Genomic DNA, 24,178 nt, shown 5'->3' on the forward strand with positions numbered 1-24,178 from the left:
CCTCCTCAGGTTCAGTGCGCGGCCATTCTGTAAAAAAACGTTTGCCTTCGTCTCGTGGTTTGCCCTTGGTTTGGGCGATACTCGCGCAACTGGCGCGGTTTTGGTGCGCTACCTGATTCAGCGCAAGGCCTCGTCCAGCAGCTCGATCCAATGCCGCACCGGCAGCGCGCTGCCGGCCTGCAAATGCTGGATACAGCCGATGTTGGCGGACACGATGGCCTCCGGCTGCAGCGGCGCCAGGGCCTGCAGCTTGCGCTCGCGCAGGCGTTTGGAGAGCTCCGGCTGCAAGACCGAATAGGTACCAGCCGAGCCGCAGCACAGATGGCTCTCGCTCGGCGCCAGCGCGATCTCGAAACCCAGCTCGCGCATCACGGTTTCGACCCCGCCGCGCAACTGCTGGCCATGCTGCAGGGTGCAGGGCGGGTGGTAGGCCAGCTTGGCACGCCTGGCCTGCGGGTCGAGCCGGGCCTTCAGCGGCGCCACGAGCTCGGGCAGCAGCTCGCTCAGGTCGCGGGTCAGCGCGCTGATGCGGGCCGCCTTGTCGCGGTAGGCCGGGTCATGGGCCAGGGCGCGGCCGTAGTCCTTCACCGTGACGCCGCAGCCCGAGGCGTTCATCACCAGGGCCTCGACCTGGCCCGCCTCGGTCAGCCCTTCGACCAGGGGCCACCAGGCGTCGATATTGCGGCGCATGTCGGCAAGGCCGCCCTCCAGATCGTCCAGATGGCTGCGGATCGCGCCGCAGCAGCCGGCGTCGTCGGCCACCAGGGTCTGGATGCCGGCGGCGTCCAGCACCCGGGCGGTGGCCGAGTTGATGTTCGGTGCCATCGCCGGCTGCACGCAGCCCAGCAGCAGCAGCACCTTGCGCGGATGGGCGCGCGTCGGCCATCGATGGGCCTGCGGCGGCGCCGCGGCCGGTACCTTGTCCTTCAGCGCGGCCGGCACCAGCGGGCGCAGCGCCTGGCCCAGCTTCATCGCCGGCGCGAACAGCGGCGAGGTCAGGCCCTCCTTCAGCAGCCAGCGCTTGGCGCGCTCGCCGCGCGGGCGCTCGACCTTGGCATCGACGATATGCCGGCCGATCTCGACCAGCTGGCCATACTGCACGCCGGAGGGGCAGGTGCTCTCGCAGTTGCGGCAGGTCAGGCAGCGGTCCAGATGCTGCTGGGTCGCGGCGGTCGGCGTCGCGCCCTCCAGCACCTGCTTGATCAGGTAGATGCGGCCGCGCGGGCCGTCCAGCTCGTCGCCCAGCAGCTGGTAGGTCGGGCAGGTGGCGGTGCAGAAGCCGCAGTGCACGCAGCGGCGCAGGATCTCCTCGGCCTGCCGGCCTTCGGCGCTGCCCTGGAACTCGGGGGAAAGATGGGTCTGCATTCAGAGTTCCGGATAGAGGCGGCCGGGATTGAACAGGCCCTGCGGATCGAAGGAGGCCTTCAGCTCGCGATGGATGCGCGCCAGCGGCGCCGACAGCGGGGCGAACACGCCGGCGCTCTTGTCTCTGCTGCGGAACAGGGTGGCATGGCCGCCCACGCCGGCGGCGGCCTCGCGCACCAGCGCGTCCGGCTGGGCCGTGGTCAGCCAGCGCTGGCCGCCGCCCCATTCGACCAGCTGCTCGCCATGCAGCTGGGCCAGCACCGGCGCGGTCTGCGGCAGCGACAGCCGCCACAGCCGAGCGCCGCCGGCCACCGCGCGCTCGGCGCCCTGGAAGAATTCGTCGGCCTGGTCGCGCAGACCGGCCCAGAAGGGCAGGGCCAGGTCTTGCGGGATCGCCTCGCCGCCCAGGCTGCGGGTCGCGGCGGCCACCGCCGCCTCGGCGCCGGCCAGGCGCAGCACCAGCGCGCCTTCCCACCAGGCGCTGGCCTGGATCGGCAGCGGCTGGCCGCCCCATTGGTTCAGCGCGCGCAGCGCCGCCGCCTGGTCCATCTCGAAGCGCAGGGTCGCGCCGGCCACCGGGCGCGGCAGCACCTTCAGCGAGACCTCCAGGATCACCCCCAGCACGCCCAGCGCGCCGGCCATCAGGCGCGAGACGTCGTAGCCGGCCACGTTCTTCATCACGGTGCCGCCGAAGCTCAGCGCCTCGGCGCGGCCGTTCAGCAGGGTCAGCCCGAGCAGATGGTCGCGCACCGAGCCGGCCGCGGCGCGCGCCGGGCCGGACAGGCCGGCGGCGACCATGCCGCCCACCGTGCCCTGGCCGCCGAAGCGCGGCGGCTCGAAGGCCAGGTGCTGGCCCTGCTCGGCCAGCAGCGCCTCCAGCTCGGCGATCGGCGTGCCGGCCTTGGCCGTCACCACCAGCTCGCTGGGCTCGTAGCTGGTGATGCCGCTGAAGCCGTTGGGGCCGGCCATCTCCAGGGGCTCGCCGACCGGAGCGCCGCCATAGAAGGCCTTGCTGCCCTGGCCGCGGATCTCCAGCCTGGCGCCGCGCGCGGCGGCGTCGCGGATGCGCTCCTGCAGCTGCTGCAAATCCGACATCAGAACCTCTCCAGTTCGGGGAAGGCCAGCAGGCCCTTCCTGACATGCATGCGGCCGTACTCGGCGCAGCGCTGCAGGGTCGGGATGACCTTGCCGGGGTTCAGCAGGCCCGCCGGGTCGAAGGCGCGCTTCAGCGCCAGCATCTGCTCGCGCTCCTCGGTCGAGAACTGCACGCACATCGAGTTCAGCTTCTCGATGCCGACGCCATGCTCGCCGGTCACCGTGCCGCCCAGCGCGACGCTGGTCTCCAGGATCTCGGCGCCGAACTGTTCGCAGCGATGCAGCTGCTCGGGATCGTTGGCATCGAACAGGATCAGCGGGTGCAGATTGCCGTCGCCGGCGTGGAAGACATTGGCGCAGCGCAGGCCGTACTTCTGCTCCATCTGCTGGATCGCCTCCAGGATCGCGGCCAGCTTCTTGCGCGGGATGGTCGAGTCCATGCACATGTAGTCGGGGCTGATGCGGCCCGAGGCGGGAAAGGCGTTCTTGCGGCCGCTCCAGAACTTCAGGCGCTGGGCCTCGTTCTCGCTGACCTCGCAGCGCGTCGCGCCGCTGGCCTCCAGCACCGCCAGCATGCGGCCGATCTCCTCCTCGACCTCCTCCGGCGTGCCGTCGCTCTCGCACAGCAGGATGGCCGCGGCGCTCAGGTCGTAGCCGGCGCGCACAAAGTCCTCCACCGCGGCGGTCATCGGCTTGTCCATCATCTCCAGGCCGGCCGGGATGATGCCGGCCGCGATGATGTTGGCCACCGCGTCGCCGGCACGGCGCAGGTCGTCGAAGCTGGCCATGATGCAGCGCGCCAGCAGCGGCTTGGGCACCAGCTTGACGGTGACCTCGGTGATCACCGCCAGCATGCCCTCGCTGCCGACGATCAGCGACAGCAGGTCCAGCCCGGCCGCGTCCAGCGCCTCCGAGCCGAACTCGACCGCCTCGCCCGCGGCGGTGAAGCCCCTGACGCGCAGCACGTTGTGCAGAGTCAGACCGTACTTCAGGCAATGCACGCCGCCCGAGTTTTCGGCCACATTGCCGCCGATCGTGCAGGCGATCTGGCTGCTGGGGTCGGGCGCGTAATAGAGGCCATGCGGCGCCGCGGCCTCGGAGATCGCCAGGTTGCGCACGCCGCATTGCACGCGCGCGGTGCGCGCCAGCGGGTTCAGCTCCAGGATGCGCTGGAACTTGGCCAGCGCCAGGGTCACGCCCTCGGCATGGGGCAGGGCGCCGCCCGACAGGCCGGTGCCGGCGCCGCGCGCCACCACCGGCACGCCCAGCGCATGGCAGGCCCGCAGCACCGCGGCCACCTGGGCCTCATCCTCCGGCAGCGCGACGGCCAGCGGCCGCTCGCGGTAGGCGGAGAGGCCGTCGCATTCATAGGGCGTGGTGTCCTCGCTCTGCCACAGCAGCGCATGGGCCGGCAGCACGCGGGACAGGGCCGCGACGACCGCTTGCTGGCGCTGGGCGCGGCTGGCGGCGGGCGGCTGGGGCGGGATGGCTGCGGCGGCGTTCAAGGCGGGGCTCTCCTGGGGCAGCTACTGTAGCCCGAGCCCGCGCGGCGGCGTCCGCCGGCCGCGCGCGACAGCCATGACTTTATGGCGGTGAATGATGAGCAGCAGCCGCCGCGCGCCGCGTGCCGCCGGCATGACGCCGCGCCGGCGGCAACTGGTCGGCCATGGCCTGGAGCTCGCCGGCGCGGGCCTGCGGGCGCTGCAGCAGCGCGTCCAGCTGTTCGCGCTGGGGTTCGTCCAGCGGCGCCAGCAGGGCCTGGTTGAAGGCCGCGGCCTCGGCCAGCGCGCGGCGGTACATGGCCTGGCCGGCGGCGGTGGACACGCTGGATTCGCTGCAGGCCCAGCATGAGGGCGGCAAGCTGCGCCTGCTGGCCACCTCGGGCGAGCAGCGCAGCCTGCCCGATGTGTCGACCTTCAAGGAGGCCGGCCTGGCGCTCAGCGCCAGCGGCTGGAACGCGCTGTTCACGCCGGCTGCGATGCCGGCGGCCAAGGTCAGGCGCCTGGCCGAGGAGGTCGCCCGGCTGATGGCCGAGCCGGGCCTGCGCGCCAAGTTCGAGGCCGCCAGGATGGTGCCGGTCTCGGCCGGCCTGGCGCCGACCCGCGCGATGCTGAAGGCCTATCAGGCGCAATGGGCGCCGGTGGTGAAGAAGTCCGGCTTCAATCCCAATTGATGCGATGGGCGACGACGTCCGCCATGTGCTCTTCATCATGTGCGACCAGCTGCGCTGGGACCACCTGAGCTGCTACGGCCAGCATCCCTATCTGCACACGCCCAATATCGACGCGCCGGCCCGGCGCGGCCTGCGCTTCGAGCAGGCCCATGTGAACTCGGGTGTCTGCGGCCCCTCGCGCATGAGCTACGACACCGGGCACTACCCGAGCAGCCATGGCGCGACCTGGAACCGCGTGCCGCTGCCGCTGGGCGAGCTGACCCTGGGCGAATACCTGAAGCAGGCGGGCCGGCGCTGCGTGCTGGCCGGCAAGTCGCATGTGATGCCGGCAAGACCCCCGCATCGGAGCCCGGCGGCTGGCGGGGGCGGGTCTGCACAGCGGAGCCTAGCCGTCGGTGAACACGGTCAGCACGCCGGTATAGCCATACAGCCGGCCCTGGTGCGCGATCTCGCCGCCGGCGAAGAAGCCGACCAGCGGCAGCTCGCCCAGGCCATGGCGCAGCCATTGCAGCTCGGCCGAGGGCGCGCCGAAATGCGGGCCGCCGCGGCCGGCGCAGCTGATGTAGAGAGCGCCCAGCGGCGTGCGGCCCTGCTCCTCCAGCTCGGCACGCAGTTCGGTGCTGATGCGCAGCAGGTCGCGCCGCGCGGCCTCGGGGTTGCGCTCGCAGAAGCTCAGGCTCTGGCCCGGCAGCAGCTGTTCGGCGATCGCCAGGCCGCGGCGCGCCGGCTCCAGTCCGACCAGGTGGCGCACCCGCACCTCGGGGCCGTATTCGCGGCGGCCGCGGCTGCCGGCGTCGGCCAGGCCGGCCAGGGTGCGGCGAAAGCGCGGCAGCGCCTCGCGCAGCTCGGCCGCGCCGGCGCTGACCGGCAGGGTCAGGTCTTGCAGCAGGCAGTCCAGCGCCGGCTTGCCGTCCAGCTCCAGCAGCAGGTTGCCGTCGCAGGCGGTGATGCGGCGCTCGGGCCCCAGCGCCTGGCAGCCCTGGCTGACCCGGGACAGCAGCCCGATGCCGGGGCCGAAGGCCACGCCCGACAGGCCGCCGCGCCAGACGCCGTCGGCGAGCTGCAGCGCGTCGCGCGCGCCCACCGCCAGGCCGCCGAACAGATAGCCGCCGGCGGTCTGCTCGGCCAGCTCGCGCAGCAGCTCCTGCAGGTCGGGCGTCGCGCCGTCGGCGTGCACCAGCGCGGTCTCGGCCGGCCAGCCGGCCAGCGGCTGCCGGCCCGAGAAGACGCGGAACTGCCCGGCCGGCAGCTCGGCCAGCATCAGGGCCAGCGCCGGCTCGTCGTCGAAATACTCGACCCCGCTGGCGCAGATGCCCGGCCCGGCCGCGCCGACCCAGGCCACGCCGGGCCAGCGCTGGCGCAGCTCGTCCAGCAGGCTCTCGGCCCGCGCGGCATGGGCCTCGGTCAGGTAGAGCCAGCCGAGATTGGGCCGCAGGTCCAGCGCCTGGCGCTGGGCCTCGATCTGCGCCGCCACCAGCGCCAGCGCCAGATGGGCGTCGGGATGGGTGGCATGGGCATGCACGAAGGGCTTGTTCATCGGCGCTGTCGGGTCGGTTTCGGCTTGGTGGTGGTGGCCGCGCCGGCCGCCTTCTTGACCACCGCGCCGGGCATGGCCGCGGCCTTCTTCAGGGTCTCGCCGGCGGCGTCGAAGCTCTGCTTGACGATGGCGCCGGCCAGGTTCTTGGCGGCATCGGTCGCGGTGTCCTTCATCGCGGTGGTGGCCAGCTGGGTGAACTGCTGGCTCAGCGCCGACCACCATTGCATCGGGTCCACCGGCAGCGCGGCCGGCGCGCTGGCGGCAGCGGCACCCTTGCCGGCGCTCTTCGCCGCGGTCTTGCCGGCGGCGCGCGGTTTGGCGGTGGCGGGTTCCGGGACGGGTTCAGGTACGGGAGCCGTGGGCGTCGGCACCTGCAGGGTCTTGCCCAGCTCGGCCAGCGGCACGTTCATCGACTTCAGGGTCGACAGGGTCATGCGCTGCACCTCGAGGGCCTGGATCGTCGCGCCCAGCATGCGCGCGTTCTGCTCCAGCCAGAACTGCACGGTGCGCAGCTCCTCGATGCGTTTCTCCAGCTCCTCCGGGTTCAGGGTCGGCGCGACCCATTGGCCGATGCCCGGCAGGGCGGCCCCGGCGTTCTTGACCAGGCCCTGCAGGAAGTCGAAGCCGGGGACGAACTTGGTGAAGGAAGCGCTGCTGCTGTCGGCCATGGATGTCTCCTCTTTATGGGGCGATGGTAAGCCTAGGGCGCCTCGATGGTGAGCCGGCCGTCGCCTTGCGTGAAGCGCAGCTTGGACAGCAGATCCATGCCCAGCAGCGGCGCGCCGAGCTGGGGCAGCACGGTGACCGGCAACTGCTGGGCGCGCACGCCGCCCTGCAGTTCGACATCCGCCCGCGCCATCCAGCCCTGGGCCACGCCGCCGGCGGTGTGCGAGCGCACCGCGCCCAGCGCCTTCAGCCCGGCCCGCTCGGCCAGCTCCTGCGGCAGCGCGGTGGAGCTGGCGCCGGTGTCGACCAGGAAATCCACCGCCACGCCGTTGATGCGGCCGGGCCAGTGGAAATGGCCATCGGCACCGCGCTGCAGCACGATGCGGCCCTGGTGCAGCTCGATGCGGCTCTGCGCCTGCCGGTGCTCCCAGGCCTTGAAGCCGAGGAAGACGGCGCCGGTGACCAGCAGCCAGATCGTGACCAGCTTGAGGCTGTGCGGCAGTTGCGGGGCTTGGGGTTGTTGCATGCCGCTACGATGCCATGGAAATCCCCCGTTCCCGATCCACCACCCCCTTGGAGCGAAGCACCCGATGTCCAGCCACAGCCGCCGCAGCGTTTTCCATCTGGCCTTCCATGTGCGCGACCTGGACCGGGCGCGCGCCTTCTATGGCGGCCTGCTCGGCTGCCAGGAGGGCCGCAGCACCGAGACCTGGGTCGACTTCGATTTCTTCGGCCACCAGATCTCGTTGCACCTGGGCGAGCCCTTCCAGACCAGCCGCACCGGCCGGGTCGGCGAGCACCTGGTGCCGATGCCGCATTTCGGCCTGATCCTGCTGCTGCCGGACTGGCAGGCGCTGGCCGCGCGCCTGCAGGCCGCCGGGCTGGAGTTCGTGCTGGAGCCCCAGGTGCGCTTCGCCGGCCAGCCGGGCGAGCAATGGACGATGTTCTTCGAGGATCCCTTCGGCAACCCGATCGAGATCAAGGGCTTCGCGTCCGAGGAAGCGATCTACGCGCATTGAGCGCGGGTGCCTGCACCGATGACGAGCCTGATCTCCCTGCACAGCGCCTTCGAGCGGATGCCGCGGCATCGCCACGGCCAGGGCTATGTCGCGCTGGTGCTGGCCGGGGGCTATGTGGAGGCGGGGGACCGGGGACGCATGCGCGTCGAGGCCGGTCAGGCGGTGTTCCACGGCGCGCACGAGTCGCATCGCAACGAGTTCTTCGGCGTCGGCGCCCGGGTGCTGAACCTGCCGGTGCCCGCGGGCGGGATCGGCGAGGCGCCGCTGGGCCGGGTCGACGATGCCGATGCGATCGCCCGCCTGGCCGAGCGCGATCCCGGCGCGGCCGCGCAACTGCTGCGGCAGAGCTTTCGCCCCTCGGCGGCCCGGCTCAACGACTGGCCGGACCTGCTGGCCGCGGCGCTGGCGGAGGATCCGGCGCTGGGCCTGGCCGAATGGGCCGATCGCATGGGCATCGCGCCGCCCTCGATCAGCCGGGGTTTCAAGCGCGCCTATGGCACCAGCCCGAAGCGCTACCGCCTGGAGCTGCGCGTGATGCAGGCGCTGCGCCGGCTGCGCGGCTGGCAGGGCTCGCTGGCGGCGCTGGCCGCCGAGACGGGCTTTGCCGACCAGGCCCATCTGACGCGCGCCATCGTCGCGCTGACCGGGCAGACGCCGACGCGGCTGATGATGACGAAGACGACGGGTTAAGTCCGTTCAAGCGCGAGATGACCATGGCCGCCTAGCATCGGGCCATGAACCGTCGCAAGCTCCTGTCCGCACCGCTGATCGCCTGGCTGGCGCCCCTGCTGCCCGCCGGCACCGCCGCCGCCCAGGCCCGGCCGAACCGCACCCGCTGGAAGGTGCGCGCCGCCGAAGGCGCCGACGCGATCGCCTTCCTCGGGCCGCTATCGGGCACCCAGTTGTACCTGGACTTCTATGCCGCGGATGCCGCCGCCTTCGCGCCGCGCCTGCCCGAGGCGGTCCGTGCCGATATCGGCCGGCTGTGGAACGAGGCGAACCAGGACGGCTTCGGCCTGCTCGGCCCCAATCTGCAGGTGCTGTTCTCGGCCCAGGGCCATGACGCGACGCTCGCCAGCCTGCTGGGCGCGCTGCGCGCGCGGCAGACGGCGATCCTGCCGAGCTACCGGGCCAGCAGCTACTGGAGCGAGAAGGACTGGGCCTGGTTCGAGCGCGCGGCGGTGCGGCTCGAGGCGATCTTCGCCGCGCTGCAGGCGGCCGGCTTCGCGGCCTTCCGCCAGGAGCGGATCGGCAGCGACCTGGACCGGCGCATCGCCGAGGTGAGCCGCGCGCTGGCCGGTTTCGACGTGATCAGCTGGCAGGAGAAGCTGAGCGGCCGCAGCTTCGACCCGGAGATCCAGATCGTGCTGCTGCAGTTCGCGAAACCGCATGGCATCAAGGTGCAGGGCCAGACCTTCCTGCAGTCGGCCGACTACGACACCGCGACCACGGTGCGGATCGCCGCCCACGAGATGCTCCATCCGCCGGTGCCGATGGACGGCCCGGCCGCAACCGCCGCGCTGGCCGCCCTCGGGCGCGACCCGCTGATCATGAAGATCGTGCGCGAGCATGATCCGCGCTGGGGCTACACCAGCCTGGAGGGCATGCTGAACGAGGACCTGGTGCAGGCGCTGGACCAACTGATCAGCGAGGCCCTGGGCGTGGGCCGCAACCCGGCGGACCGCTGGCGCAAGGCCGACGACGGCATGCATGTGATCGCCGCCGGCCTGTACGGCCTGCTGCGCCAGGACCGCTGGATCGAGAGCGGCGGTTCCATCGAGCGCTGGCTGGCCGGCATCGTCGCCGACGGCCGGCTGGAGCCGGCACGTTTCCACCCGGTCGCCGCGCGGGTGCTGGAGCGCCCCGTCGATGCGCTGTGGCCGCTGTCGCCGAAGGCGGCGCCGCGTTGAGGGACGGACCGGGGCCTAGCGGAAGCCGATGCCGCGGCGCTGCCGGACCTCGGGCTTGAGCTTGTGCTCGGCCTCCAGCTGGCACAGGAATTCGTCCGGCGTCAGCGCCTCGGCCAGGATCTCGACCTGCTGGCGCACGGCGGCGAAGTCGCCCGGGGTCAGCTGGTCCAGCGCGGCCAGGCGCGCGCGCTGCTCCTCGTCCGCGGCCATGCCGGCTTCGCGCTCGAACATGGTCTCGCGCTGCGCCGCGCTCAGCGGCTTGAAGCGGATCTTGAAGGCGAAGCGGCGCAGCGCCGCCTCGTCCAGCTCCTCGAACAGATTGGTGGTGCAGATGAAGATGCCGGCGAAGCGCTCCATGCCGGCCAGCATCTCGTTGACCTCGCTGACCTCGTAGTTGCGCTCGGCCATGCGGCGGCTGCGCAGGAAGCTGTCGGCCTCGTCCAGCAGCAGCACCGCGCCCTCGGTCTGCGCGCTCTCGAACATGCGCGCCATGTTCTGCTCGGTCTCGCCGACGAACTTGCTGGCCAGGTCGCTGGCCAGGCGGATCATCAGCGGGCGGCCCAGCTGCTGCGCGATATGTTCGGCCAGCGCGGTCTTGCCGCTGCCCGGCGGGCCGTAGAAGCAGAGATTGCCGCCGCCGCGCCGGCGCAGCGCCTCGACGATGCGCGGCAGCTCGAAGCGCGACTCGACATTCAGCAGCTCCAGCGCGTACTGCGTCACCACCGGGCGCCGACCATGCTGCTCATGCGCGGCATGGCCCAGGGCCTTGTCGGCATTGGCCAGCTGGCGTTCGATCAGGGCCTCATGCGTCTCGCTGCCGGCACCGGCCAGCTGCGCAAAGCGCACCGCGGTGCGGATCTGCGCCGGCGTCAGGCCGCGGCGCTCGGCCAGGCGGGCGGCGAACTCGGCACTGACCGCCACCTCGCCGAGCGCGCGCTGCACCAGCGCCGCGCGCGCGCCGGGCGGCGGCGACTTCAGCTCCAGGTGGTACTGGAAGCGGCGCCGGAACGCGGGGTCGATCTGCTCGATGCGGTTGGTAACCCAGATCACAGGCACCGGATTGGTCTCCAGGATCTGGTTGACCCAGGCCTTGCCGGAGACCGAGCCCGAGGCCGGCGCATCCAGCGCCGCGTCGAGCCGCGCCATCAGGTGCACCGTGTCGGTGGACAGCGGCGGGAACACGTCCTCGACCTCGTCGAACAGCAGGGCCACGTCGGGGCTGGCCTTCAGGAACTGCTGGCTGATCTGCAGCGAGCGGTAGCGGTCGCGGCCGGACAGCGAGTTGCCATCGCGATCCGCGTACTCGACCTCGTAGAGATCGAGGCCGGCGGCCTGTGCCGCCACCTTGGCCAGCTCGGTCTTGCCGGTGCCGGGCGGGCCGTAGAGCAGCACATTGACGCCCGGCAGCTGGCGCGCCACCGCATTGCGCAACAGGTCGCCCAGCAGGCTCAGGTCCTCGGCGACGAAGTGGAAGTCCTCGGGCTTGAGCTCGCTCTTGGTCGCGGGGCGGGTGAACACCGCCATCAGATCGCCCGGCGCCGGGTACTCGCGCATCAGCACCGGCGGCAGTTGCTCGCTGACCTTCATCAGGTCGGCCAGATCGGTGATGTTGTGCTCGGAGATCAGGTTCTCGACCATGCCGATGCGTTCCAGCCGTGAGCCGGCGCGCAGTGCCTCGGCCACCTCCTGCGCGTTGACATCGGCCACCGCGGCGATCGCGGCGAAGGCTTCCTGAGCGGTGTTGACCTTGAACTCGACCAGCGCGCCGCGCAGCTCGCGCTGGTAGCGCGCCAGGGTGCCGTAGAGCAGGATCGCGCGCTCGGCCGGGTTCAGCTGCAGCAGATGGCCTAAAGCGGCGATGTTCTTCTCGACCAGGGTCGATTCTTTTTTCAGCTGGCGGTCCAGGAACTCGCAGGTGGTGGCCAGGAGGGCCATCATGTCCTTGGGCGCGTCCTTGATGTACTCGTCCAGGTAGAAGAACAGGGTGGCTTCGGCGAAGGGGCCGTGCCAGACGCCGTAGCGTTCGAGGAATTCCTCGTCGCCGAGCGCGGCATGGCCGGCCCAGAGCTCGTTGCCCTGGCAGCGCTGCGCGAGGTAGCCGCGCAGCCGGGCCAGCACGCGCAGCGGCCAGACCAGATGGCGGCCGGTGAAGGACAGCAGGCCGTTGAAGTCGCGCCGCAGATTGAAGCGGCCCGCATGCTTGACCGTCAGGGTCAGCACGAAATGCGAACACATGCGGTCCAGCACCGGGGCCTTGCAGAGGCCGGGGGATGCCAGCACGCGCGTGTCAGCCAGTCGCTTGACCATGGGGGTACTCCTCGCGGGGCCCGGGCATCGGACGCCCGGGGTGTGCCCCATCTTGGCTCAGCGGGGCGCGCTGTCAAGGGCCGGCGTGCGCTGGCCGGCGCCTGGAGCGAGGATTAGTGGTTAATCGCGGCTCAGTGCATCACCACGGGCTGCTGGCCCAGGTTGGCATATTTCTCGATGAAGTCGTCCAGATCCTCTTCCGAGGGATCCTGGTCCATCAGTGATTCGACGCCCTGCTGGAACTGCTCGGCCAGCGCGCCCTCGATGAAGATTTCGCGGCGGGCGTACTTGTCGACGATCTCGAAACCGCCGCGGCTGAGCTGGAACTCCGGCATGTTTTCATCCGCCGTCCGCAACGAGCCTGTCACCGGCACGTCAAACTGCACGACGATGAAGCTGGGGGAGTTGTAAAGCATGTGCATGAATCACTCCTGTGTCGTGTAGCTGCGGTCAGGCTACGCGCTTTCAAGCCCGGCCGTGCACAAATACTGGCAGAAAGCCCCGCGTCTCGGGGGATCTCGTTTGTGCGTCCTGTGGTGGAAGCGTCACAACGTCACGGTTCGTTCGACCACAGTTCCTGCTGCAGTTCCAGCTCCCAGCGCTGCGTCTCGCCCAGGCTGTGGCGCAGCCGCACCGGCAGGTAGTGGCGGGCGGGATCGAGCCAGACCTCGATGCGCGCGTCATAGGGTCCCAAAGCCTCGCGCCGCAGGCGCAGCGCGGCGCTGATGGGGCCGACCGGCAGGGTCAAGTCTTCGCGTTCCAGCACCTCGAACTGCCATTCGTTGAGCTCGCCGCGCTGGCCCGCCACCGGCAGGCTCAGGCGCGCGCCGGGTTGGCGCAGCGCGGCGTCGGCCTCCAGTAGCGCGGCCAGCTGCAGCATCCAGCTGAGCCGGTCCTGCGCGCCGGGCGGCAGCGCGAGCTGGGCGCGGCTGGCGGAGAAGCTGATCAGGCCCTGCTCGCGCCGGAAGTTGATGGCCTGGCGCTCGCGCTCGCCGCGCTGCTCGGCGAAGCGCTCGGGCGCGAGCCCCGCGGCATCGAAGCCGCCGCGGCTGCTCCAGGCCGGCAGGGCGCGGCCGGGCAGCTCGCGCTCCAGCCGCGCCTGGTACTGGTCCGGGTTGCGCTGCCACTGCAGGCGCGCGGCGCCATCCTCGTCGCCCTGGCGCAGGCGGTACAGCCAATGCAGGGTGGGAGGGGGCTTGAAGACGGGTGTGGCGGCCGGCGCGGGCGCGGCGGTGCTGATGGCCGGAGGTTTCTGCACCGGAGTTCGCCGAGGTGGTACCGGTGTTTGAGTCGCCGCCGGCAGGGGCGGTGCGGCGGCGACCGCGGGCGCGGCCGCGCCCAGGTCCATCGCCCGCGGTGGTGATGCCGGCTGCTGTCGCGGGGCCTCCGGACGCAGCCAGACCCACAGACCCGCATGCAGGGCCGCGGCCAGGGCCAGGGCGAACAGCAGACGGCGGGTCGGGCGAAGACTCATCGGACAATGCTGCCATTCGGTTCACGGACAGACAAACAAACAATGAAGCTCGCCACCTACAAGGACGGTTCGCGCGACGGCCAGCTGGTCGTGGTCTCGCGCGACCTCAGCCAGGCTCATTACGCCAACGGCATCGCGACCCGGCTGCAGCAGGTGCTGGACGACTGGAACTTCCTGTCGCCGCAGCTGGAGGAGCTGTCCACGACCCTGAACCATGGCAAGGCGCGCCATGCCTTCGCCTTCGATCCCAAGCTGTGCATGGCACCGCTGCCGCGCGCCTACCAATGGGCCGACGGCTCGGCCTACCTCAATCATGTGGAGCTGGTGCGCCGCGCACGGGGCGCCGAGGTGCCGGAGAGCTTCTACCTGGACCCGCTGATGTACCAGGGCGGCAGCGACGATTTTCTCGGTGCGATGGAGCCGGCACGCTTCGTCTCCGAGGCGATGGGCATCGACTTCGAGGCCGAGCTCGCGGTGATCACCGGCGATGTGGCGATGGGCGCCGGCCCCGAGCAGGCGCTGGAGGGCGTGCGCCTCCTGGCGCTGGTGAACGACTGGAGCCTGCGCAACCTGATCCCGGCCGAGCTGGCCAAGGGCTTCGGCTTCTTCCAGAGCAAGCCGGCCACCGCCTTCGGCCCGGTGGCGGTGACGCCCGACGAGCTGGGCGAGGCCTGGAAGGGCGGCCGCGTGCACCTGAGCCTGCAATCGCAATGGAACGGCCGCAAGGTCGGCCAATGCGAGGCCGGCCCCGAGATGACCTTCCACTTCGGCCAGCTGATCGCGCATATCGCGAAGACGCGCAATCTGCGCGCCGGCTCCATCGTCGGCTCCGGCACGGTCAGCAACAAGGACTGGAGCCGTGGCTACAGCTGCATCGCCGAGAAGCGCGCGATCGAGACGATCGAGACGGGCGAGCCCAAGACCGAGTTCATGAAGTTCGGCGACACGATCCGCATCGAGATGAAGGGCCTGGACGGGCAGAGCCTGTTCGGCGCGATCGACCAGGACGTGGTGTCGCTGCATGAGCCGCTGGAGGTCGAGGCAAGCCCGGCGGAGGCGGCGTGAATCGCCAATCGATCATCATCGACACCGATCCCGGCCAGGACGACGCGGTCGCGATCCTGCTGGCGCTGGCCAGCCCGGAGCTGGAGCTGCTGGGCATCACGACGGTGGCCGGCAATGTGCCGCTGGCGCTGACCAGCCGAAATGCGCGCATCGTCTGCGAGCTGGCCGGGCGGCGCGAAGTGCCGGTCTACGCCGGTGCCGACCGGCCGCTCCTGAAGCCGCTGGTGACGGCCGAGCATGTGCATGGCCGCAGCGGGCTGGACGGCCCCGTGCTGCCGGAGCCCACGATGCCGCTGGCCGCGGGCCATGCGGTGGACTTCATCATCGACACGCTGATGCGTCGCGAGGCCGGCACGGTCACGCTCTGCCCGCTGGGCCCGCTGACCAATATCGCCCAGGCCCTGATCCGCGAGCCGCGCATCGCGCCGCGCATCCGGCGCATCGTGCTGATGGGCGGCGGCGGCTTCGAGGGCGGCAACATCACGCCGGCGGCCGAGTTCAACATCTATGTGGACCCGCAGGCCGCGGACCTGGTGTTCCGTAGCGGCGTGCCGATCACGATGGCGCCGCTGGACGTCACCCATCAAGCCCAGACCCTGCCGCACCGCGTCGCCGCGATCCGCGCGCTCGGCACGCCGCTGGCCGAGACGGTGGCGCAATGGCTGGAGTTCGCCGAGCGCTTCGACGTGCAGAAATACGGCCAGCAGGGCGGCCCGCTGCACGACCCCTGCGTGATCGCCTGGCTGCTGCAACCCGAGCTGTTCAGCGGGCGTGACTGCCATGTCGCGATCGAGACCGCCAGCCCGCTGACCCAGGGCATGACGGTGATCGACTGGTGGGGCGTGACAGGCCAGCCGGCCAATGCCCAGGTACTGGGCGGCCTCGATGCCGAGGGCTTCTACGCGCTGATCACCGAGCGCCTGGCCCGGTTGCGCCCAGCCTGAAGCGCCGCGCCAGCTGCAGCGGCGCGCCGGGCGTGGGCTCGACGAACAGGCACAGGTCCTCGCAGCGCAGCGGCTCGGCCAGTGCGGCGGCGAAGTGCTCCCGCGCCGCCTGCACCAGCGCGGCCGAGGGCGCGCGGTTGCTGAGCGTCAGATGAAAGCGCCAGCGCTGCAGCAGATGCGGATAGCCCCAGCGCGCCAGCAGGGCCTGCTGCTCGGCATCCAGGCTCAGCGCCTGGCGGCGCGCGGTCTCGGCCGCATCGGGCGGGGCGCGCCAATCGTCCAGTTCCTGCACGCAGGCATCGGCCAGGCGCCACAAGGCATGCTCGCGCGCCAGCGGCTCGCGCGGGCGCAGCGCCAGGAAGCCGGACAGCATCGCCACTTCCAGCGCCGGCATCGCGAAGGCCGGGGTCGCGGTGGCCAGCGCCGCGATCGCGTCGAACAGCCCGGCTTGATCGTCGGCATGCCGCAGGCGCATCGGCGGCTTCAGGGTCGCATGGAAGCCGTAGCGCCAGGGCTCGCCGCGTTCGGGCGGCGCGGGGCGGTGGTCCGCCGGATCGGCGGCGTCGCGGCCCAGCCAGGCGGCGCCGGCGCGCGCCAGCGCATGGCCGGATGGCGGGGCGAAGTACAGGGCGTATCGAGCGGCGGGCAACATGGCGGGGCGCATTGTCGGGTATCGTCGCGGCATGACGGAGCGATTGATCGACAACGCCCGGCTGGTGCTGGCCGGCGAGAGTTTCCTGGGTCATTTGCTGCTGCGCGACGGACGCATCGCGGCGTTGGGGCGCGGGCCGGCGGGCGCGCGCGGCGCCGAGGACTGGGGCGGCGACTGGCTGCTGCCGGGCCTGATCGAGATCCACACCGACAACCTGGAGCGCCATGTGATGCCCCGGCCCAAGGTGGTGTTCCCGATGCTCGGCGCGGTGCAGGCGCATGACGCCGAGATCGCCGCGGCCGGCATCACGACGGTGTTCGACGCGATCGGCGTCGGCGACCCCTATGACCAGGGCTTTCGCGCGCGCAGCCAGGCCGGCGCGCTGCAGGCGCTGGACCGGCTGCAGGCGGTGGGCGCGCTGCGCGCCGACCATTGGCTGCATCTGCGCTGCGAGCTGCCGGCGCCGAACGCGCGCGAGCTGTTCGAGCCCTTCGCCGCCAGCCCGCGGCTGCGCCTGCTCTCGCTGATGGACCACACACCGGGCCAGCGCCAATGGGCCGACCTGGCCCATGCGCGGGTCTACTACACCGGCAAGAAGGGCTGGAGCGACGGCCGCTTCGATACCGAGGTGGCGCTGGCGCCCGAGCGCCAGGCCGCGCATGCGCGGCCGAACCGGGCCTGGTTCGCTGAAATAGCGCGCCGGCAAGGCCTGACCCTCGCGACGCATGACGACACCACCGAGGCTCATGTGGACGAGGCGCGGGCGCTGGGCGCGACGATCAGCGAGTTCCCGACCACGCTGGCCGCGGCGCGGCAGGCGCGCCGCTGCGGCCTGGCGACGGTGGCCGGCGCGCCCAATGTGCTGCGCGGCGGCTCGCATTCCGGCAATGTCGCGGCGCTGGAACTGGCGCGCGAGGGCCTGCTGGACATGCTGTCCTCCGACTATGTGCCGACCAGCCTGCTGCAGGCGGCCTGGCGGCTGCGGCGCGAGGCCGGCTTCACGCCCAGCGAGGCGCTGGCCCTGGTCAGCCTGAACCCGGCGCGCGCCTGCGGCTTCGCCGCCGACCGCGGCCAGATCGCCGTCGGGCTGCGCGCGGACCTGCTGCGCGTGGTCGAGCTCGAGGAGGGCCTGCCGCTGGTGCGCGAGACCCTGGTGGCGGGCCGGCGCGTCTGCTGAGGCTCAGCGCCCATCATCCTCATCATCGCAACAAGGCAAGGAGTTCATCGATCATGCAAACACAGCAACAACAGCGTCGCCAACTCACCCTCCTGCTGGGCCTGGCGGTGCTGCCGCTGATGAGCCAGCGCGCGTTCGCGCTCAGCGAGGGCGATGCGGCCTCCGGCATCCGCACCGCGCTGGAGCGTGGCGCGGTGGCGGCCGTGGGCCTGCTGGGCAAGCCCGACGGCTTCCTCGGCAATCCGCTGGTGCGCATCGAGCTGCCTGGCTACCTGAAGGACGGCGCCAAGCTGCTGAAGGCCACCGGCCAGGGCAAGCGCGTCGACGAGTTGCTGACCGCGATGAACCGCGCCGCCGAGGCTGCGGTACCGGAGGCCAAGAGCCTGCTGGTCGCGGCGGTGAAGAACATGAGCGTCGAGGACGGCGTGCAGATCCTGCGCGGCGGCGACGATGCGGCCACCCGCTTCTTCGAGACCAAGACCCGCACGCCGCTGTCGGCCAAGTTCCTGCCCATCGTCACCCGCGCCACCGAGCGCGTGGCGCTGGCCGACAAGTACAACGCGGTGGCCGGCAAGGCCGCGGGCCTGGGCCTGGTGCGCGGCGAGGACGCCAACATCCAGCAGTACGTGACCGGCAAGGCGCTGGACGGCCTGTTCCTGATGATCGGCGAGGAGGAGAAGAAGATCCGCAAGGATCCGGTCGGCACCGGCAGCTCGATTCTCAAGAAGGTCTTCGGGGGGCTCTGATGATGAGCAGCGACGGCGCACCCTGGCTGGACCGCGGCCATGATCTCGACAGCCTGGACAAGCTGCGCGGCGTCTATCCAGCGCCCGACGCGCCGGCGACCCTGGAAAAGGAATGCGACCATGTCCACCCGCTGTACCGGCCCTTCATCGAGGCCGCGCCCTTCTGCGTGCTGGCCACGCGCGGCCCGCGCGGGCTGGATACCTCGCCGCGCGGCGATCCGGCCGGGCGCCTGGTCGAGGTGGCCGACGCGAACACCCTGCTGCTGCCGGACCGGCGCGGCAACAACCGCATCGACAGCCTTCGCAATGTGCTGCACGACCCGGCGGTGGCGCTGCTGTTCCTGATCCCCGGCATCGGCGAGGCGCTGCGCGTCAACGGCCTGGCGCGCATCGGCGCGGCGCCGGCGCTGCTGCAGCGCTTCGAGTTCGAGGGCAAGCTGCCGCGCTCGGTGCTGGTGATCGAGGTGAAACTGGTGTTCTTCCAATGCGCCCGCGCGATCAAGCGCTCCGGCCTGTGGGATCCGGCCGCGCGCATCGAGCGCAGCGCGCTGCCCTCGACCGGCAGCATCCTGCAGGCCCTGAGCCCGCGGGTCGACGGCCCGGCCTACGACGCGGCGCTGGAGGAGCGGCAGCGGCAGACCATGTATTGAGCCAACGCTCTGCTCCAATACGGACATCATGTCGTCCGCGCCCCTGTCCCCATCGCTGTCCTCCCTGCTTGCCGCCCCGATCACCGATCGCGCCGGCGCGATCCGGCTGCGCCGTGAGCTGCAGGCCCTGGCCGCGCAGCGCGGCATCGCCCTGAGCGAGCCGCCCGACGAGCCCGACAACTGCTGCGACAGCGGCTGCGAGGCTGCCTGCGTCTGGGAGACCTTCTATGCGGAGATGGGGTATTGGCGGGATGAGGGGGTGTTGAGGTTGGAGGACTGATGGCTGATCGACACGTCAAGCGAGACAAATTTTCCAAATCGACCGATGCCCGATTTCGGCGCCGGGTTGTCGCATGACAATCTCCTGCATGGAAATGCAGCAGCCGGGTGAAGTTCGTTGGCGGCAGGCGATCGAGACGGGGGATCTCGGCGTCTGGGACCTGCGCCCGGACCTCGAGATCGTTCACCATTCACCGCAGTGGAAGCAGCGGCTTGGCTTCCCCGAACCATACGGTGCCGACAGCACGCATTTCTGGCGCTGCCGGGTCCACCCTGACGACCTCGAATGCATGCTGGCGGCCATGCGGGCGCACGCTCGCGGGACTCAATCCAGCTACGAGGCGACATTTCGTCTGCGCAGCAATGGCTCGGGTTATCGCCTTGTGCATTCCCGTGGCCGCGCGATTGAGCGAAATGACGAGGGCCGGGTGCTGCGCATGGTCGGGACGATGATCGACTTGACCGAGCGCCCCTGCACACCGAGCGGCGGATTGGTCGACGATCCTCGTGACTCGACGCAGGGTTCCTCGTCGCTAGCGCTGCCGTTTCATCGCCTGCTGAGCGCCGAATGGTCTGGCCATGAACTGGCCGATGCGGTGGCGGCGCAAGTAGCGCTTGAGCGGGGGCTCGTGCTGGGCATGGTGGAGGACCTGCTGTTCGCATCCGTGGCTCAACTAGAAGGGCCGCGCGCTTCTAGGCCATAAAGCGCTGTGCTGCCGGTCGCCGGATAGGCATGGCGGCGCTCACTCGCCTCGGTGACATCAAGCGCGGCAGCGACACCCATCACCTCACATCTGCTCCCAGGGCAGACCATCGAAGCGCCAGCCGTTCAGCCGGTTGCGCTGGAAGTTCTCGTCCGGGTCGCCCTCGAAGCCGTGCACCACGTTGACCAGCTCGGTGAAGCCGGCCGCGGCCAAGGCCTCGCCGGCCGCGATCGTGCGGGTGCCGGAGCGGCACAGCAGCACCAGCGGGCGGTTCAGGTCGCCGCCGGCCTCACGCCGCACCTGGGCCACGAAACGCGCCACATCGGGCTGCATCTCCGGGTATTCGTACCAGGCCACATGGATGGCGCCGGGTGGATGGCCGACATAGAGGTATTCCAGCTCCATGCGCACATCGACGAACAGGGCCTCGGGATGGGCCTGGAGATAGGTGTAGGCCTCTTGGGGGAGCAGGTGCTTCATGGATGGGGGTATTGACGGCATCTCTAGAATGACGGCCATGAACGATGCCCCCAAACCAGTCGCCTACACGCGCGGCGCGCAGCTGCCCGACATTCTGCAACAACGCATCGCCATCCTCGATGGCGCGATGGGCACGATGATCCAGCGCTACAAGCTGGGTGAGGCCGACTACCGCGGCACGCGCTTTGCCGAGCATGGCAAGGACCTGAAGGGCAACAACGACCTGCTGGTGCTGACCAAGCCCGAGGTGATCACCGAGATCCACGAGCAGTACCTGGCCGCCGGGGCCGACATCATCGAGACCAACACCTTCGGCACCACCTCGGTGGCGCAGGAGGATTACGACCTGGGCGAGCATGCCTACGAGATGAACGTCGCCGCCGCGCGGCTGGCGCGCGCCGCCTGCGACAAGTACTCGACGCCGGACAAGCCGCGCTTCGCCGCCGGCGCCTTAGGGCCGACGCCGCGCACCGCCTCGATCAGCCCGGACGTCAACGACCCCGGTGCCCGCAACATCGATTTCGACACCCTGCGCGCGGCCTATTACGAGCAGGCCAGGGGCCTGCTGGAAGGCGGCGTCGACCTGTTCCTGGTCGAGACCATCTTCGACACCCTGAACGCCAAGGCCGCGATCTTCGCGCTGGACGAGCTGATGGACGACACCGGCGAGCGCCTGCCGGTGATCATCTCCGGCACCGTGACCGACGCCTCGGGCCGCATCCTCTCGGGCCAGACCGTGACGGCCTTCTGGCATTCGGTGCGCCATGCCAAGCCGCTGGCGATCGGCCTGAACTGCGCGCTGGGCGCCACCCTGATGCGGCCCTATATCGAGGAGCTGGCCAAGGCGGCGGGCGAGGTGGCGGTCAGCTGCTATCCGAACGCCGGCCTGCCGAACCCGATGAGCGACACCGGCTTCGACGAGACGCCCGATGTGACCGGCCGCCTGGTCGGCGAGTTCGCCGCCGCCGGCTTCCTGAACATCGCCGGCGGCTGCTGCGGCACGACCCCGGCCCATATCGCCGCGATCGCGCAGCGCGTCTCGGCCTACAAGCCGCGCGCCAGCGGCCAGCGCTTCTTCAGCGAACTGGTCGACGCGGCGGCCTGAGCCGCCGCCAGCCATCCCCTCAGGAGAGCAGGCCCTCGGCGCGCAGCGCCGCCTGCACCTGCGGGCGCGCCTCGATGCGGGCCTGGTAGGCCGCCAGGTGCGGATAGGGCTGCAGCGAGAGGCCCAGAAACTTGCACCAGTTGATGATGGCGTAGGCATAGGCATCGGCCACGCTGTAGTCGCCGGCCAGATGCTCGCGCGTCGCCAGCAGGCCTTCCAGCTCGGCGAAGCGCTGAGCCAGCTTGTCCTTCACCGCCTGACGGGTGGAGTCGGCCGTCTCCTTGTGCCACAGCCAGGGGCTGAAGCTCTTGTGCAGCTCGGTGGCGACAAAGCCCAGCCATTCCAGCACCTGCAGGCGCCGCGCGCTGCCGGGCTCGCCGATCAGGGCCTGCGCGGGATCGAGATCGGCCACATGCTGCAGCAGCGCGCTGCCCTCGCTGTGGCGGCTGCCATCGGCCAACTCCAGCAGCGGCACATAGCCGCGCGGCGAGATCGCGTAGAAATCGCTGCCGTCCTCGGCCAGCCGGTGGCTGGCCAGGTCCACCTGCTTCAGCGCGAAATCGGCGCCGACCTCGCGCAGCGCGATATGCACGGCCAGCGAGCAGGCGCCGGGGGCGTAATAGAGCTTCATGGTTTTGGGTCCTTTCGGTTTCCGGTTGGGGTGGCTTCACTCTAGGATTTCGGATCTGCAATCGGAATAGGCGCCAAGACAATCCATGAGTGCAAATCTGCAAACCGCCGGCACCCTGGGCGCGGCCGATCTGGCCCTGCTGCTGGCCCTGGTGCGCGGCGGCAGCCTGACCGCGGCGGCGCAGCTGGTGGGCATGGATGCCTCGACCGTGTTCCGCGGCGTGCAGCGCGCCGAGAAGCTGACCGGCCAGCGCCTGTTCGAACGCTCGCGCACGGGCTACCGCGCCACCGAGCTGGGCCTGCGCCTGGCCCAGCATGCCGAGGGCATCGAGGCCGAGCTGGAGGCGGCGCGCGGCGCGGTGCGGCAGGACGACGGCGCCGCGGTCAGCGGCACGGTGCGCATCAGCACCACCGACACCCTGCTGCACGGCCTGCTGATGCCGGTGCTGCCGCCGCTGCTGGCCGCGCACTCGGGGCTGCGCATCGAGCTGAGCGCGCGCAACGAGCTGGTCAGCCTGACCCAGCGCGAGGCGGACATCGCGCTGCGCGCGACCAACAAGCCGCCGCCGCATCTGGTCGGGCGAGCGCTGGGCACGATCCGCTCGGCGGTGTTCGGCGCGGCGGGTGGCTCCGCCCGGCGCCGCGGCGGCGCGCCGGATCTGGCCGGCCGGCCCTGGCTGGCGGTGGACGATGCGCTGCCCGAGCATCCCTCGGTGCGCTGGCGCCGTCGCCATCTGCCGCAGGTGCAGCCGCGCCTGCTGCTGAACAGCGTGCATTCGGTCGCCGAGGGCGTGGCCGCCGGCCTGGGCATCGGCATCCTGCCGCTGTTCCTGGGCGGGCGCGGGCTGCGGGCGCTGAGCGAGCCGCTGCCGGAATGCGACAACCAGCTCTGGCTGCTAACCCATCCGGAATCGCGCCATCTGCGTCGCATTGCCGCGGTGGCGCGCCATCTGGGCGAGCGGATCCGGCTGGATCCGGCCGGGGCTCAGTAGAGCTTCAGCAGCTTCTCGGTGTTCAGCAGCAGCTTCAGCTCATGCGGCGCCAGGCTGGCCGCGATCGCCTGGCCGGCCAGGCGGGTGTCGCGCGGCACCGGCTCGCTCAGCGGGTTGCCGCTCTTGCCCAGCAGGGCCGCGACCAGCGGCTCGTTGGCGCTGTGGCCGCGCTTGGCGACCACGCCGACCTCGCCATTGGCCAGCCGCACCAGGCTGCCCGGCGGGTACAGACCGATCGCCTTGATCAGCGCGGCGCCGACCTCGTCGGGCTGCTGCAGCTCGTCCAGATAGGCCGCGCGCGCCGCCTGCGCGCCGGACAGGGCGCGCCGGCTGCGCCGCGGCGCCAGGCGCGCGCCATAGATGTCGACCCGGCGCAGCACCCGCGCCATCTGCTCGGGCATGCTGCGCCCGGCCAGCGGCCCCGGCCCGGCCTCATGGTGCAGGCGCACCACCTGCAGCCATAGCGCGTCGCCGACGCCCAGCCGCGCCAGCAGCTCGGCGCCGCGGTCGCCATGGGCGACCAGCTGGGCGCGCTGCGCCTCGTCGGGGCGTTCGGTCTGGGCGGCCAGGCGGTCCTGCAGGCCGCTGATCGCGATGTTCATGCTCAGCGCGGCCTGGGCCAGCACCTGGCGGATGTCCTCGGCCCAGCCCAGCTGGCGCGCGCACAGCTCGCCCAGCGCCAGGCTCAGCAGCGCATGGCGGGCGCTGTAATGCTGCCAGTCCTGGCTGGCCTCCAGGATCAACAGCATCAGCGCCGCGTCGGTGTGCTGGCCGATGCGCGCCAGCATCTCCTGCTGCAGCGCGCCGAAGCGGGCCAGGAAGTCCTCCGGCCGCGGCTCGCGCAGCAGCGCATGGCAGCGCAGCTGCAGGTCGGCCCAGGCGGCCTGGTCGTTGGGCGCCGCGCCGGCCGGGCCGCGCTCGGGCCGGTGGTCGAAATCGCCGCGGGCGCGCGAGATCGCGCCCAGGGTGGCGCCCTGCAGCATCATCGTGTCGACCTTGTGCGCCAGCGCGCGCTGGTACTCCTTGGTCTCATGCGCCAGCACGAAGGCGCCGCGCTGGATCAGGGCCTGCACCTGCGGGCTGTTCTGCAGCACCTGGCCGCGCGCGAACAGCAGATGGCCCTCGGCGTCGCGCACCGAGAAGTCCAGAACCTGGCCGACGCGCAGGCTGTTGGGGGGCAGGGGGATCAGATCCAAGAGGGCCGGTCT

27 protein-coding genes and 1 pseudogene are annotated in these 24,178 nt (G+C 71.1%); 14 read left to right on the forward strand and 14 right to left on the reverse strand.

From position 1 onward, the window contains the following. Positions 1–117: 117 nt before the first annotated feature. From glcF to G8A07_RS02595, 4 genes are all read right to left on the reverse strand, one after another. Complete coding sequence (gene glcF, locus G8A07_RS02580) at positions 118–1,365, reverse strand: glycolate oxidase subunit GlcF (RefSeq protein WP_195795571.1); 1,248 nt, start codon at positions 1,363–1,365, stop codon at positions 118–120. Next, the gene (gene glcE / locus G8A07_RS02585; RefSeq protein ID WP_195795572.1) at positions 1,366–2,460 is read right to left on the reverse strand and encodes a glycolate oxidase subunit GlcE; all 1,095 of its coding nucleotides are present in this window, start codon (positions 2,458–2,460) and stop codon (positions 1,366–1,368) included. It abuts the gene before it with no gap. Beyond that, complete coding sequence (locus G8A07_RS02590; protein WP_195795573.1) at positions 2,460–3,965, reverse strand: FAD-linked oxidase C-terminal domain-containing protein; 1,506 nt, start codon at positions 3,963–3,965, stop codon at positions 2,460–2,462. The genes glcE and G8A07_RS02590 overlap by 1 nt, the downstream gene beginning before the upstream one ends. A gap of 79 nt (positions 3,966–4,044) precedes the next feature. Then, positions 4,045–4,284, reverse strand: a complete 240-nt coding sequence (locus G8A07_RS02595; RefSeq protein ID WP_195795574.1) for a hypothetical protein — start codon at positions 4,282–4,284, stop codon at positions 4,045–4,047. On the opposite strand from G8A07_RS02595, the gene G8A07_RS02600 reads away from it, so the two are divergent. Both G8A07_RS02600 and G8A07_RS02605 read left to right on the forward strand, forming a co-directional pair. Next, positions 4,277–4,633: a tripartite tricarboxylate transporter substrate binding protein gene (locus tag G8A07_RS02600; protein WP_195795575.1), complete on the forward strand. Its 357-nt coding sequence runs from the start codon at positions 4,277–4,279 to the stop codon at positions 4,631–4,633. The genes G8A07_RS02595 and G8A07_RS02600 overlap by 8 nt on opposite strands. Before the next feature lie 4 nt (positions 4,634–4,637). Beyond that, positions 4,638–4,965: pseudogene (locus G8A07_RS02605) on the forward strand (sulfatase-like hydrolase/transferase); the annotation flags it as partial. A gap of 53 nt (positions 4,966–5,018) precedes the next feature. Here the strand turns inward: G8A07_RS02605 and G8A07_RS02610 are convergent. The 3 genes from G8A07_RS02610 to G8A07_RS02620 are packed head-to-tail and all read right to left on the reverse strand — an operon-like array spanning position 5,019 to position 7,362. Next, positions 5,019–6,170 carry an FIST N-terminal domain-containing protein gene (locus tag G8A07_RS02610; RefSeq protein ID WP_195795576.1) on the reverse strand — a complete coding sequence of 384 codons (1,152 nt, stop codon included), beginning with the start codon at positions 6,168–6,170 and terminating at the stop codon, positions 5,019–5,021. Then, complete coding sequence (locus tag G8A07_RS02615) at positions 6,167–6,838, reverse strand: PhaM family polyhydroxyalkanoate granule multifunctional regulatory protein (RefSeq protein ID WP_195795577.1); 672 nt, start codon at positions 6,836–6,838, stop codon at positions 6,167–6,169. Before G8A07_RS02615 ends, G8A07_RS02610 begins: the two co-directional genes overlap by 4 nt. A gap of 32 nt (positions 6,839–6,870) precedes the next feature. Next, on the reverse strand, positions 6,871–7,362 hold the full coding sequence (locus tag G8A07_RS02620) for a TIGR02281 family clan AA aspartic protease (RefSeq protein WP_195795578.1): 492 nt from the start codon (positions 7,360–7,362) through the stop codon (positions 6,871–6,873). 64 nt (positions 7,363–7,426) lie between these two features. On the opposite strand from G8A07_RS02620, the gene G8A07_RS02625 reads away from it, so the two are divergent. Genes G8A07_RS02625 through G8A07_RS02635 form a run of 3 tightly spaced genes read left to right on the forward strand, consistent with a single transcriptional unit; the run spans position 7,427 to position 9,765 of the window. After that, positions 7,427–7,855, forward strand: coding sequence for a VOC family protein (locus G8A07_RS02625; protein WP_195795579.1), 429 nt, complete (start codon positions 7,427–7,429; stop codon positions 7,853–7,855). A gap of 18 nt (positions 7,856–7,873) precedes the next feature. Next, positions 7,874–8,545, forward strand: a complete 672-nt coding sequence (locus G8A07_RS02630) for an AraC family transcriptional regulator (protein WP_195795580.1) — start codon at positions 7,874–7,876, stop codon at positions 8,543–8,545. A 44-nt stretch (positions 8,546–8,589) separates the two neighbouring features. After that, positions 8,590–9,765 carry a hypothetical protein gene (locus tag G8A07_RS02635; protein WP_195795581.1) on the forward strand — a complete coding sequence of 392 codons (1,176 nt, stop codon included), beginning with the start codon at positions 8,590–8,592 and terminating at the stop codon, positions 9,763–9,765. A gap of 15 nt (positions 9,766–9,780) precedes the next feature. Here G8A07_RS02635 and G8A07_RS02640 read toward each other — a convergent pair whose 3' ends face one another. The 3 genes from G8A07_RS02640 to G8A07_RS02650 form a co-directional block, all read right to left on the reverse strand. Further along, positions 9,781–12,072, reverse strand: coding sequence for an ATP-binding protein (locus G8A07_RS02640; RefSeq protein WP_195795582.1), 2,292 nt, complete (start codon positions 12,070–12,072; stop codon positions 9,781–9,783). A 131-nt stretch (positions 12,073–12,203) separates the two neighbouring features. Then, on the reverse strand, positions 12,204–12,494 hold the full coding sequence (locus tag G8A07_RS02645; protein ID WP_195795583.1) for a DUF3567 domain-containing protein: 291 nt from the start codon (positions 12,492–12,494) through the stop codon (positions 12,204–12,206). A 131-nt stretch (positions 12,495–12,625) separates the two neighbouring features. Continuing rightward, on the reverse strand, positions 12,626–13,546 hold the full coding sequence (locus G8A07_RS02650) for a DUF3108 domain-containing protein (RefSeq protein WP_195795584.1): 921 nt from the start codon (positions 13,544–13,546) through the stop codon (positions 12,626–12,628). A 42-nt stretch (positions 13,547–13,588) separates the two neighbouring features. Between G8A07_RS02650 and G8A07_RS02655 the strand changes: the two genes are divergently transcribed. Continuing rightward, a complete protein-coding gene (locus G8A07_RS02655; RefSeq protein ID WP_195795585.1) occupies positions 13,589–14,611 on the forward strand; it encodes a fumarylacetoacetate hydrolase family protein in 1,023 nt (340 codons plus the stop codon). Further along, a complete protein-coding gene (locus G8A07_RS02660; RefSeq protein WP_195795586.1) occupies positions 14,608–15,555 on the forward strand; it encodes a nucleoside hydrolase in 948 nt (315 codons plus the stop codon). Before G8A07_RS02655 ends, G8A07_RS02660 begins: the two co-directional genes overlap by 4 nt. Here the strand turns inward: G8A07_RS02660 and G8A07_RS02665 are convergent. Continuing rightward, a complete protein-coding gene (locus G8A07_RS02665; RefSeq protein ID WP_195795587.1) occupies positions 15,521–16,207 on the reverse strand; it encodes a DUF1045 domain-containing protein in 687 nt (228 codons plus the stop codon). The two genes, G8A07_RS02660 and G8A07_RS02665, sit on opposite strands and share 35 nt — an antisense overlap. Positions 16,208–16,238: 31 nt before the next feature. Here G8A07_RS02665 and G8A07_RS02670 point away from each other — a divergent pair, with 31 nt between their 5' ends. The 5 genes from G8A07_RS02670 to G8A07_RS02690 all read left to right on the forward strand — a co-directional run bounded on the left by G8A07_RS02670 (position 16,239) and on the right by G8A07_RS02690 (position 19,763). After that, positions 16,239–17,384 carry an alpha-D-ribose 1-methylphosphonate 5-triphosphate diphosphatase gene (locus G8A07_RS02670; protein ID WP_195795588.1) on the forward strand — a complete coding sequence of 382 codons (1,146 nt, stop codon included), beginning with the start codon at positions 16,239–16,241 and terminating at the stop codon, positions 17,382–17,384. A 53-nt stretch (positions 17,385–17,437) separates the two neighbouring features. After that, on the forward strand, positions 17,438–18,130 hold the full coding sequence (locus G8A07_RS02675; RefSeq protein ID WP_195795589.1) for a DUF4197 domain-containing protein: 693 nt from the start codon (positions 17,438–17,440) through the stop codon (positions 18,128–18,130). Further along, entirely contained in the window at positions 18,130–18,780 is a 651-nt protein-coding gene (locus tag G8A07_RS02680) for a pyridoxamine 5'-phosphate oxidase family protein (protein ID WP_371816419.1), read from the forward strand. Before G8A07_RS02675 ends, G8A07_RS02680 begins: the two co-directional genes overlap by 1 nt. A 28-nt stretch (positions 18,781–18,808) precedes the next feature. Further along, positions 18,809–19,060 carry an oxidoreductase-like domain-containing protein gene (locus G8A07_RS02685; protein WP_195795590.1) on the forward strand — a complete coding sequence of 84 codons (252 nt, stop codon included), beginning with the start codon at positions 18,809–18,811 and terminating at the stop codon, positions 19,058–19,060. A gap of 88 nt (positions 19,061–19,148) precedes the next feature. After that, a complete protein-coding gene (locus G8A07_RS02690) occupies positions 19,149–19,763 on the forward strand; it encodes a PAS domain-containing protein (RefSeq protein ID WP_195795591.1) in 615 nt (204 codons plus the stop codon). A gap of 84 nt (positions 19,764–19,847) precedes the next feature. Here the strand turns inward: G8A07_RS02690 and G8A07_RS02695 are convergent, their stop codons facing one another. Next, on the reverse strand, positions 19,848–20,243 hold the full coding sequence (locus G8A07_RS02695; protein WP_195795592.1) for a rhodanese-like domain-containing protein: 396 nt from the start codon (positions 20,241–20,243) through the stop codon (positions 19,848–19,850). A 28-nt stretch (positions 20,244–20,271) separates the two neighbouring features. Between G8A07_RS02695 and G8A07_RS02700 the strand changes: the two genes are divergently transcribed. Continuing rightward, positions 20,272–21,348 carry a homocysteine S-methyltransferase family protein gene (locus G8A07_RS02700; protein ID WP_195795593.1) on the forward strand — a complete coding sequence of 359 codons (1,077 nt, stop codon included), beginning with the start codon at positions 20,272–20,274 and terminating at the stop codon, positions 21,346–21,348. A gap of 19 nt (positions 21,349–21,367) precedes the next feature. On the opposite strand, the gene gstA is transcribed toward G8A07_RS02700, so the two are convergent. Beyond that, a complete protein-coding gene (gene gstA / locus G8A07_RS02705; protein WP_195795594.1) occupies positions 21,368–21,979 on the reverse strand; it encodes a glutathione transferase GstA in 612 nt (203 codons plus the stop codon). An 85-nt stretch (positions 21,980–22,064) separates the two neighbouring features. On the opposite strand from gstA, the gene G8A07_RS02710 reads away from it, so the two are divergent. Then, entirely contained in the window at positions 22,065–22,970 is a 906-nt protein-coding gene (locus G8A07_RS02710; protein WP_195795595.1) for a LysR family transcriptional regulator, read from the forward strand. Here G8A07_RS02710 and G8A07_RS02715 read toward each other — a convergent pair. Further along, positions 22,964–24,166 (reverse strand): HD-GYP domain-containing protein, encoded by a 1,203-nt coding sequence (locus G8A07_RS02715; RefSeq protein ID WP_195795596.1) that lies wholly within the window; start codon positions 24,164–24,166, stop codon positions 22,964–22,966. The two genes, G8A07_RS02710 and G8A07_RS02715, sit on opposite strands and share 7 nt — an antisense overlap. Positions 24,167–24,178 lie beyond the last annotated feature (12 nt).

The sequence above is a fragment of the Roseateles sp. DAIF2 genome, from assembly GCF_015624425.1.
Taxonomy (GTDB): domain Bacteria; phylum Pseudomonadota; class Gammaproteobacteria; order Burkholderiales; family Burkholderiaceae_C; genus Kinneretia.

What these genes read in the sequence shown, in the direction of transcription:
- glcF (WP_195795571.1), bottom strand. Translation starts at nt 1,365, where the DNA reads ATGCAGACCCATCTTTCCCCCGAGTTCCAGGGCAGCGCCGAAGGCCGG.
- glcE (WP_195795572.1), bottom strand. Translation starts at nt 2,460, where the DNA reads ATGTCGGATTTGCAGCAGCTGCAGGAGCGCATCCGCGACGCCGCCGCG.
- G8A07_RS02610 (WP_195795576.1), bottom strand. Translation starts at nt 6,170, where the DNA reads ATGAACAAGCCCTTCGTGCATGCCCATGCCACCCATCCCGACGCCCAT.
- G8A07_RS02615 (WP_195795577.1), bottom strand. Translation starts at nt 6,838, where the DNA reads ATGGCCGACAGCAGCAGCGCTTCCTTCACCAAGTTCGTCCCCGGCTTC.
- G8A07_RS02620 (WP_195795578.1), bottom strand. Translation starts at nt 7,362, where the DNA reads ATGCAACAACCCCAAGCCCCGCAACTGCCGCACAGCCTCAAGCTGGTC.
- G8A07_RS02625 (WP_195795579.1), top strand. Translation starts at nt 7,427, where the DNA reads ATGTCCAGCCACAGCCGCCGCAGCGTTTTCCATCTGGCCTTCCATGTG.
- G8A07_RS02630 (WP_195795580.1), top strand. Translation starts at nt 7,874, where the DNA reads ATGACGAGCCTGATCTCCCTGCACAGCGCCTTCGAGCGGATGCCGCGG.
- G8A07_RS02635 (WP_195795581.1), top strand. Translation starts at nt 8,590, where the DNA reads ATGAACCGTCGCAAGCTCCTGTCCGCACCGCTGATCGCCTGGCTGGCG.
- G8A07_RS02640 (WP_195795582.1), bottom strand. Translation starts at nt 12,072, where the DNA reads ATGGTCAAGCGACTGGCTGACACGCGCGTGCTGGCATCCCCCGGCCTC.
- G8A07_RS02645 (WP_195795583.1), bottom strand. Translation starts at nt 12,494, where the DNA reads ATGCACATGCTTTACAACTCCCCCAGCTTCATCGTCGTGCAGTTTGAC.
- G8A07_RS02650 (WP_195795584.1), bottom strand. Translation starts at nt 13,546, where the DNA reads ATGAGTCTTCGCCCGACCCGCCGTCTGCTGTTCGCCCTGGCCCTGGCC.
- G8A07_RS02655 (WP_195795585.1), top strand. Translation starts at nt 13,589, where the DNA reads ATGAAGCTCGCCACCTACAAGGACGGTTCGCGCGACGGCCAGCTGGTC.
- G8A07_RS02665 (WP_195795587.1), bottom strand. Translation starts at nt 16,207, where the DNA reads ATGTTGCCCGCCGCTCGATACGCCCTGTACTTCGCCCCGCCATCCGGC.
- G8A07_RS02670 (WP_195795588.1), top strand. Translation starts at nt 16,239, where the DNA reads ATGACGGAGCGATTGATCGACAACGCCCGGCTGGTGCTGGCCGGCGAG.
- G8A07_RS02675 (WP_195795589.1), top strand. Translation starts at nt 17,438, where the DNA reads ATGCAAACACAGCAACAACAGCGTCGCCAACTCACCCTCCTGCTGGGC.
- G8A07_RS02680 (WP_371816419.1), top strand. Translation starts at nt 18,130, where the DNA reads ATGATGAGCAGCGACGGCGCACCCTGGCTGGACCGCGGCCATGATCTC.
- G8A07_RS02685 (WP_195795590.1), top strand. Translation starts at nt 18,809, where the DNA reads ATGTCGTCCGCGCCCCTGTCCCCATCGCTGTCCTCCCTGCTTGCCGCC.
- G8A07_RS02690 (WP_195795591.1), top strand. Translation starts at nt 19,149, where the DNA reads ATGGAAATGCAGCAGCCGGGTGAAGTTCGTTGGCGGCAGGCGATCGAG.
- G8A07_RS02695 (WP_195795592.1), bottom strand. Translation starts at nt 20,243, where the DNA reads ATGAAGCACCTGCTCCCCCAAGAGGCCTACACCTATCTCCAGGCCCAT.
- G8A07_RS02700 (WP_195795593.1), top strand. Translation starts at nt 20,272, where the DNA reads ATGACGGCCATGAACGATGCCCCCAAACCAGTCGCCTACACGCGCGGC.
- gstA (WP_195795594.1), bottom strand. Translation starts at nt 21,979, where the DNA reads ATGAAGCTCTATTACGCCCCCGGCGCCTGCTCGCTGGCCGTGCATATC.
- G8A07_RS02710 (WP_195795595.1), top strand. Translation starts at nt 22,065, where the DNA reads ATGAGTGCAAATCTGCAAACCGCCGGCACCCTGGGCGCGGCCGATCTG.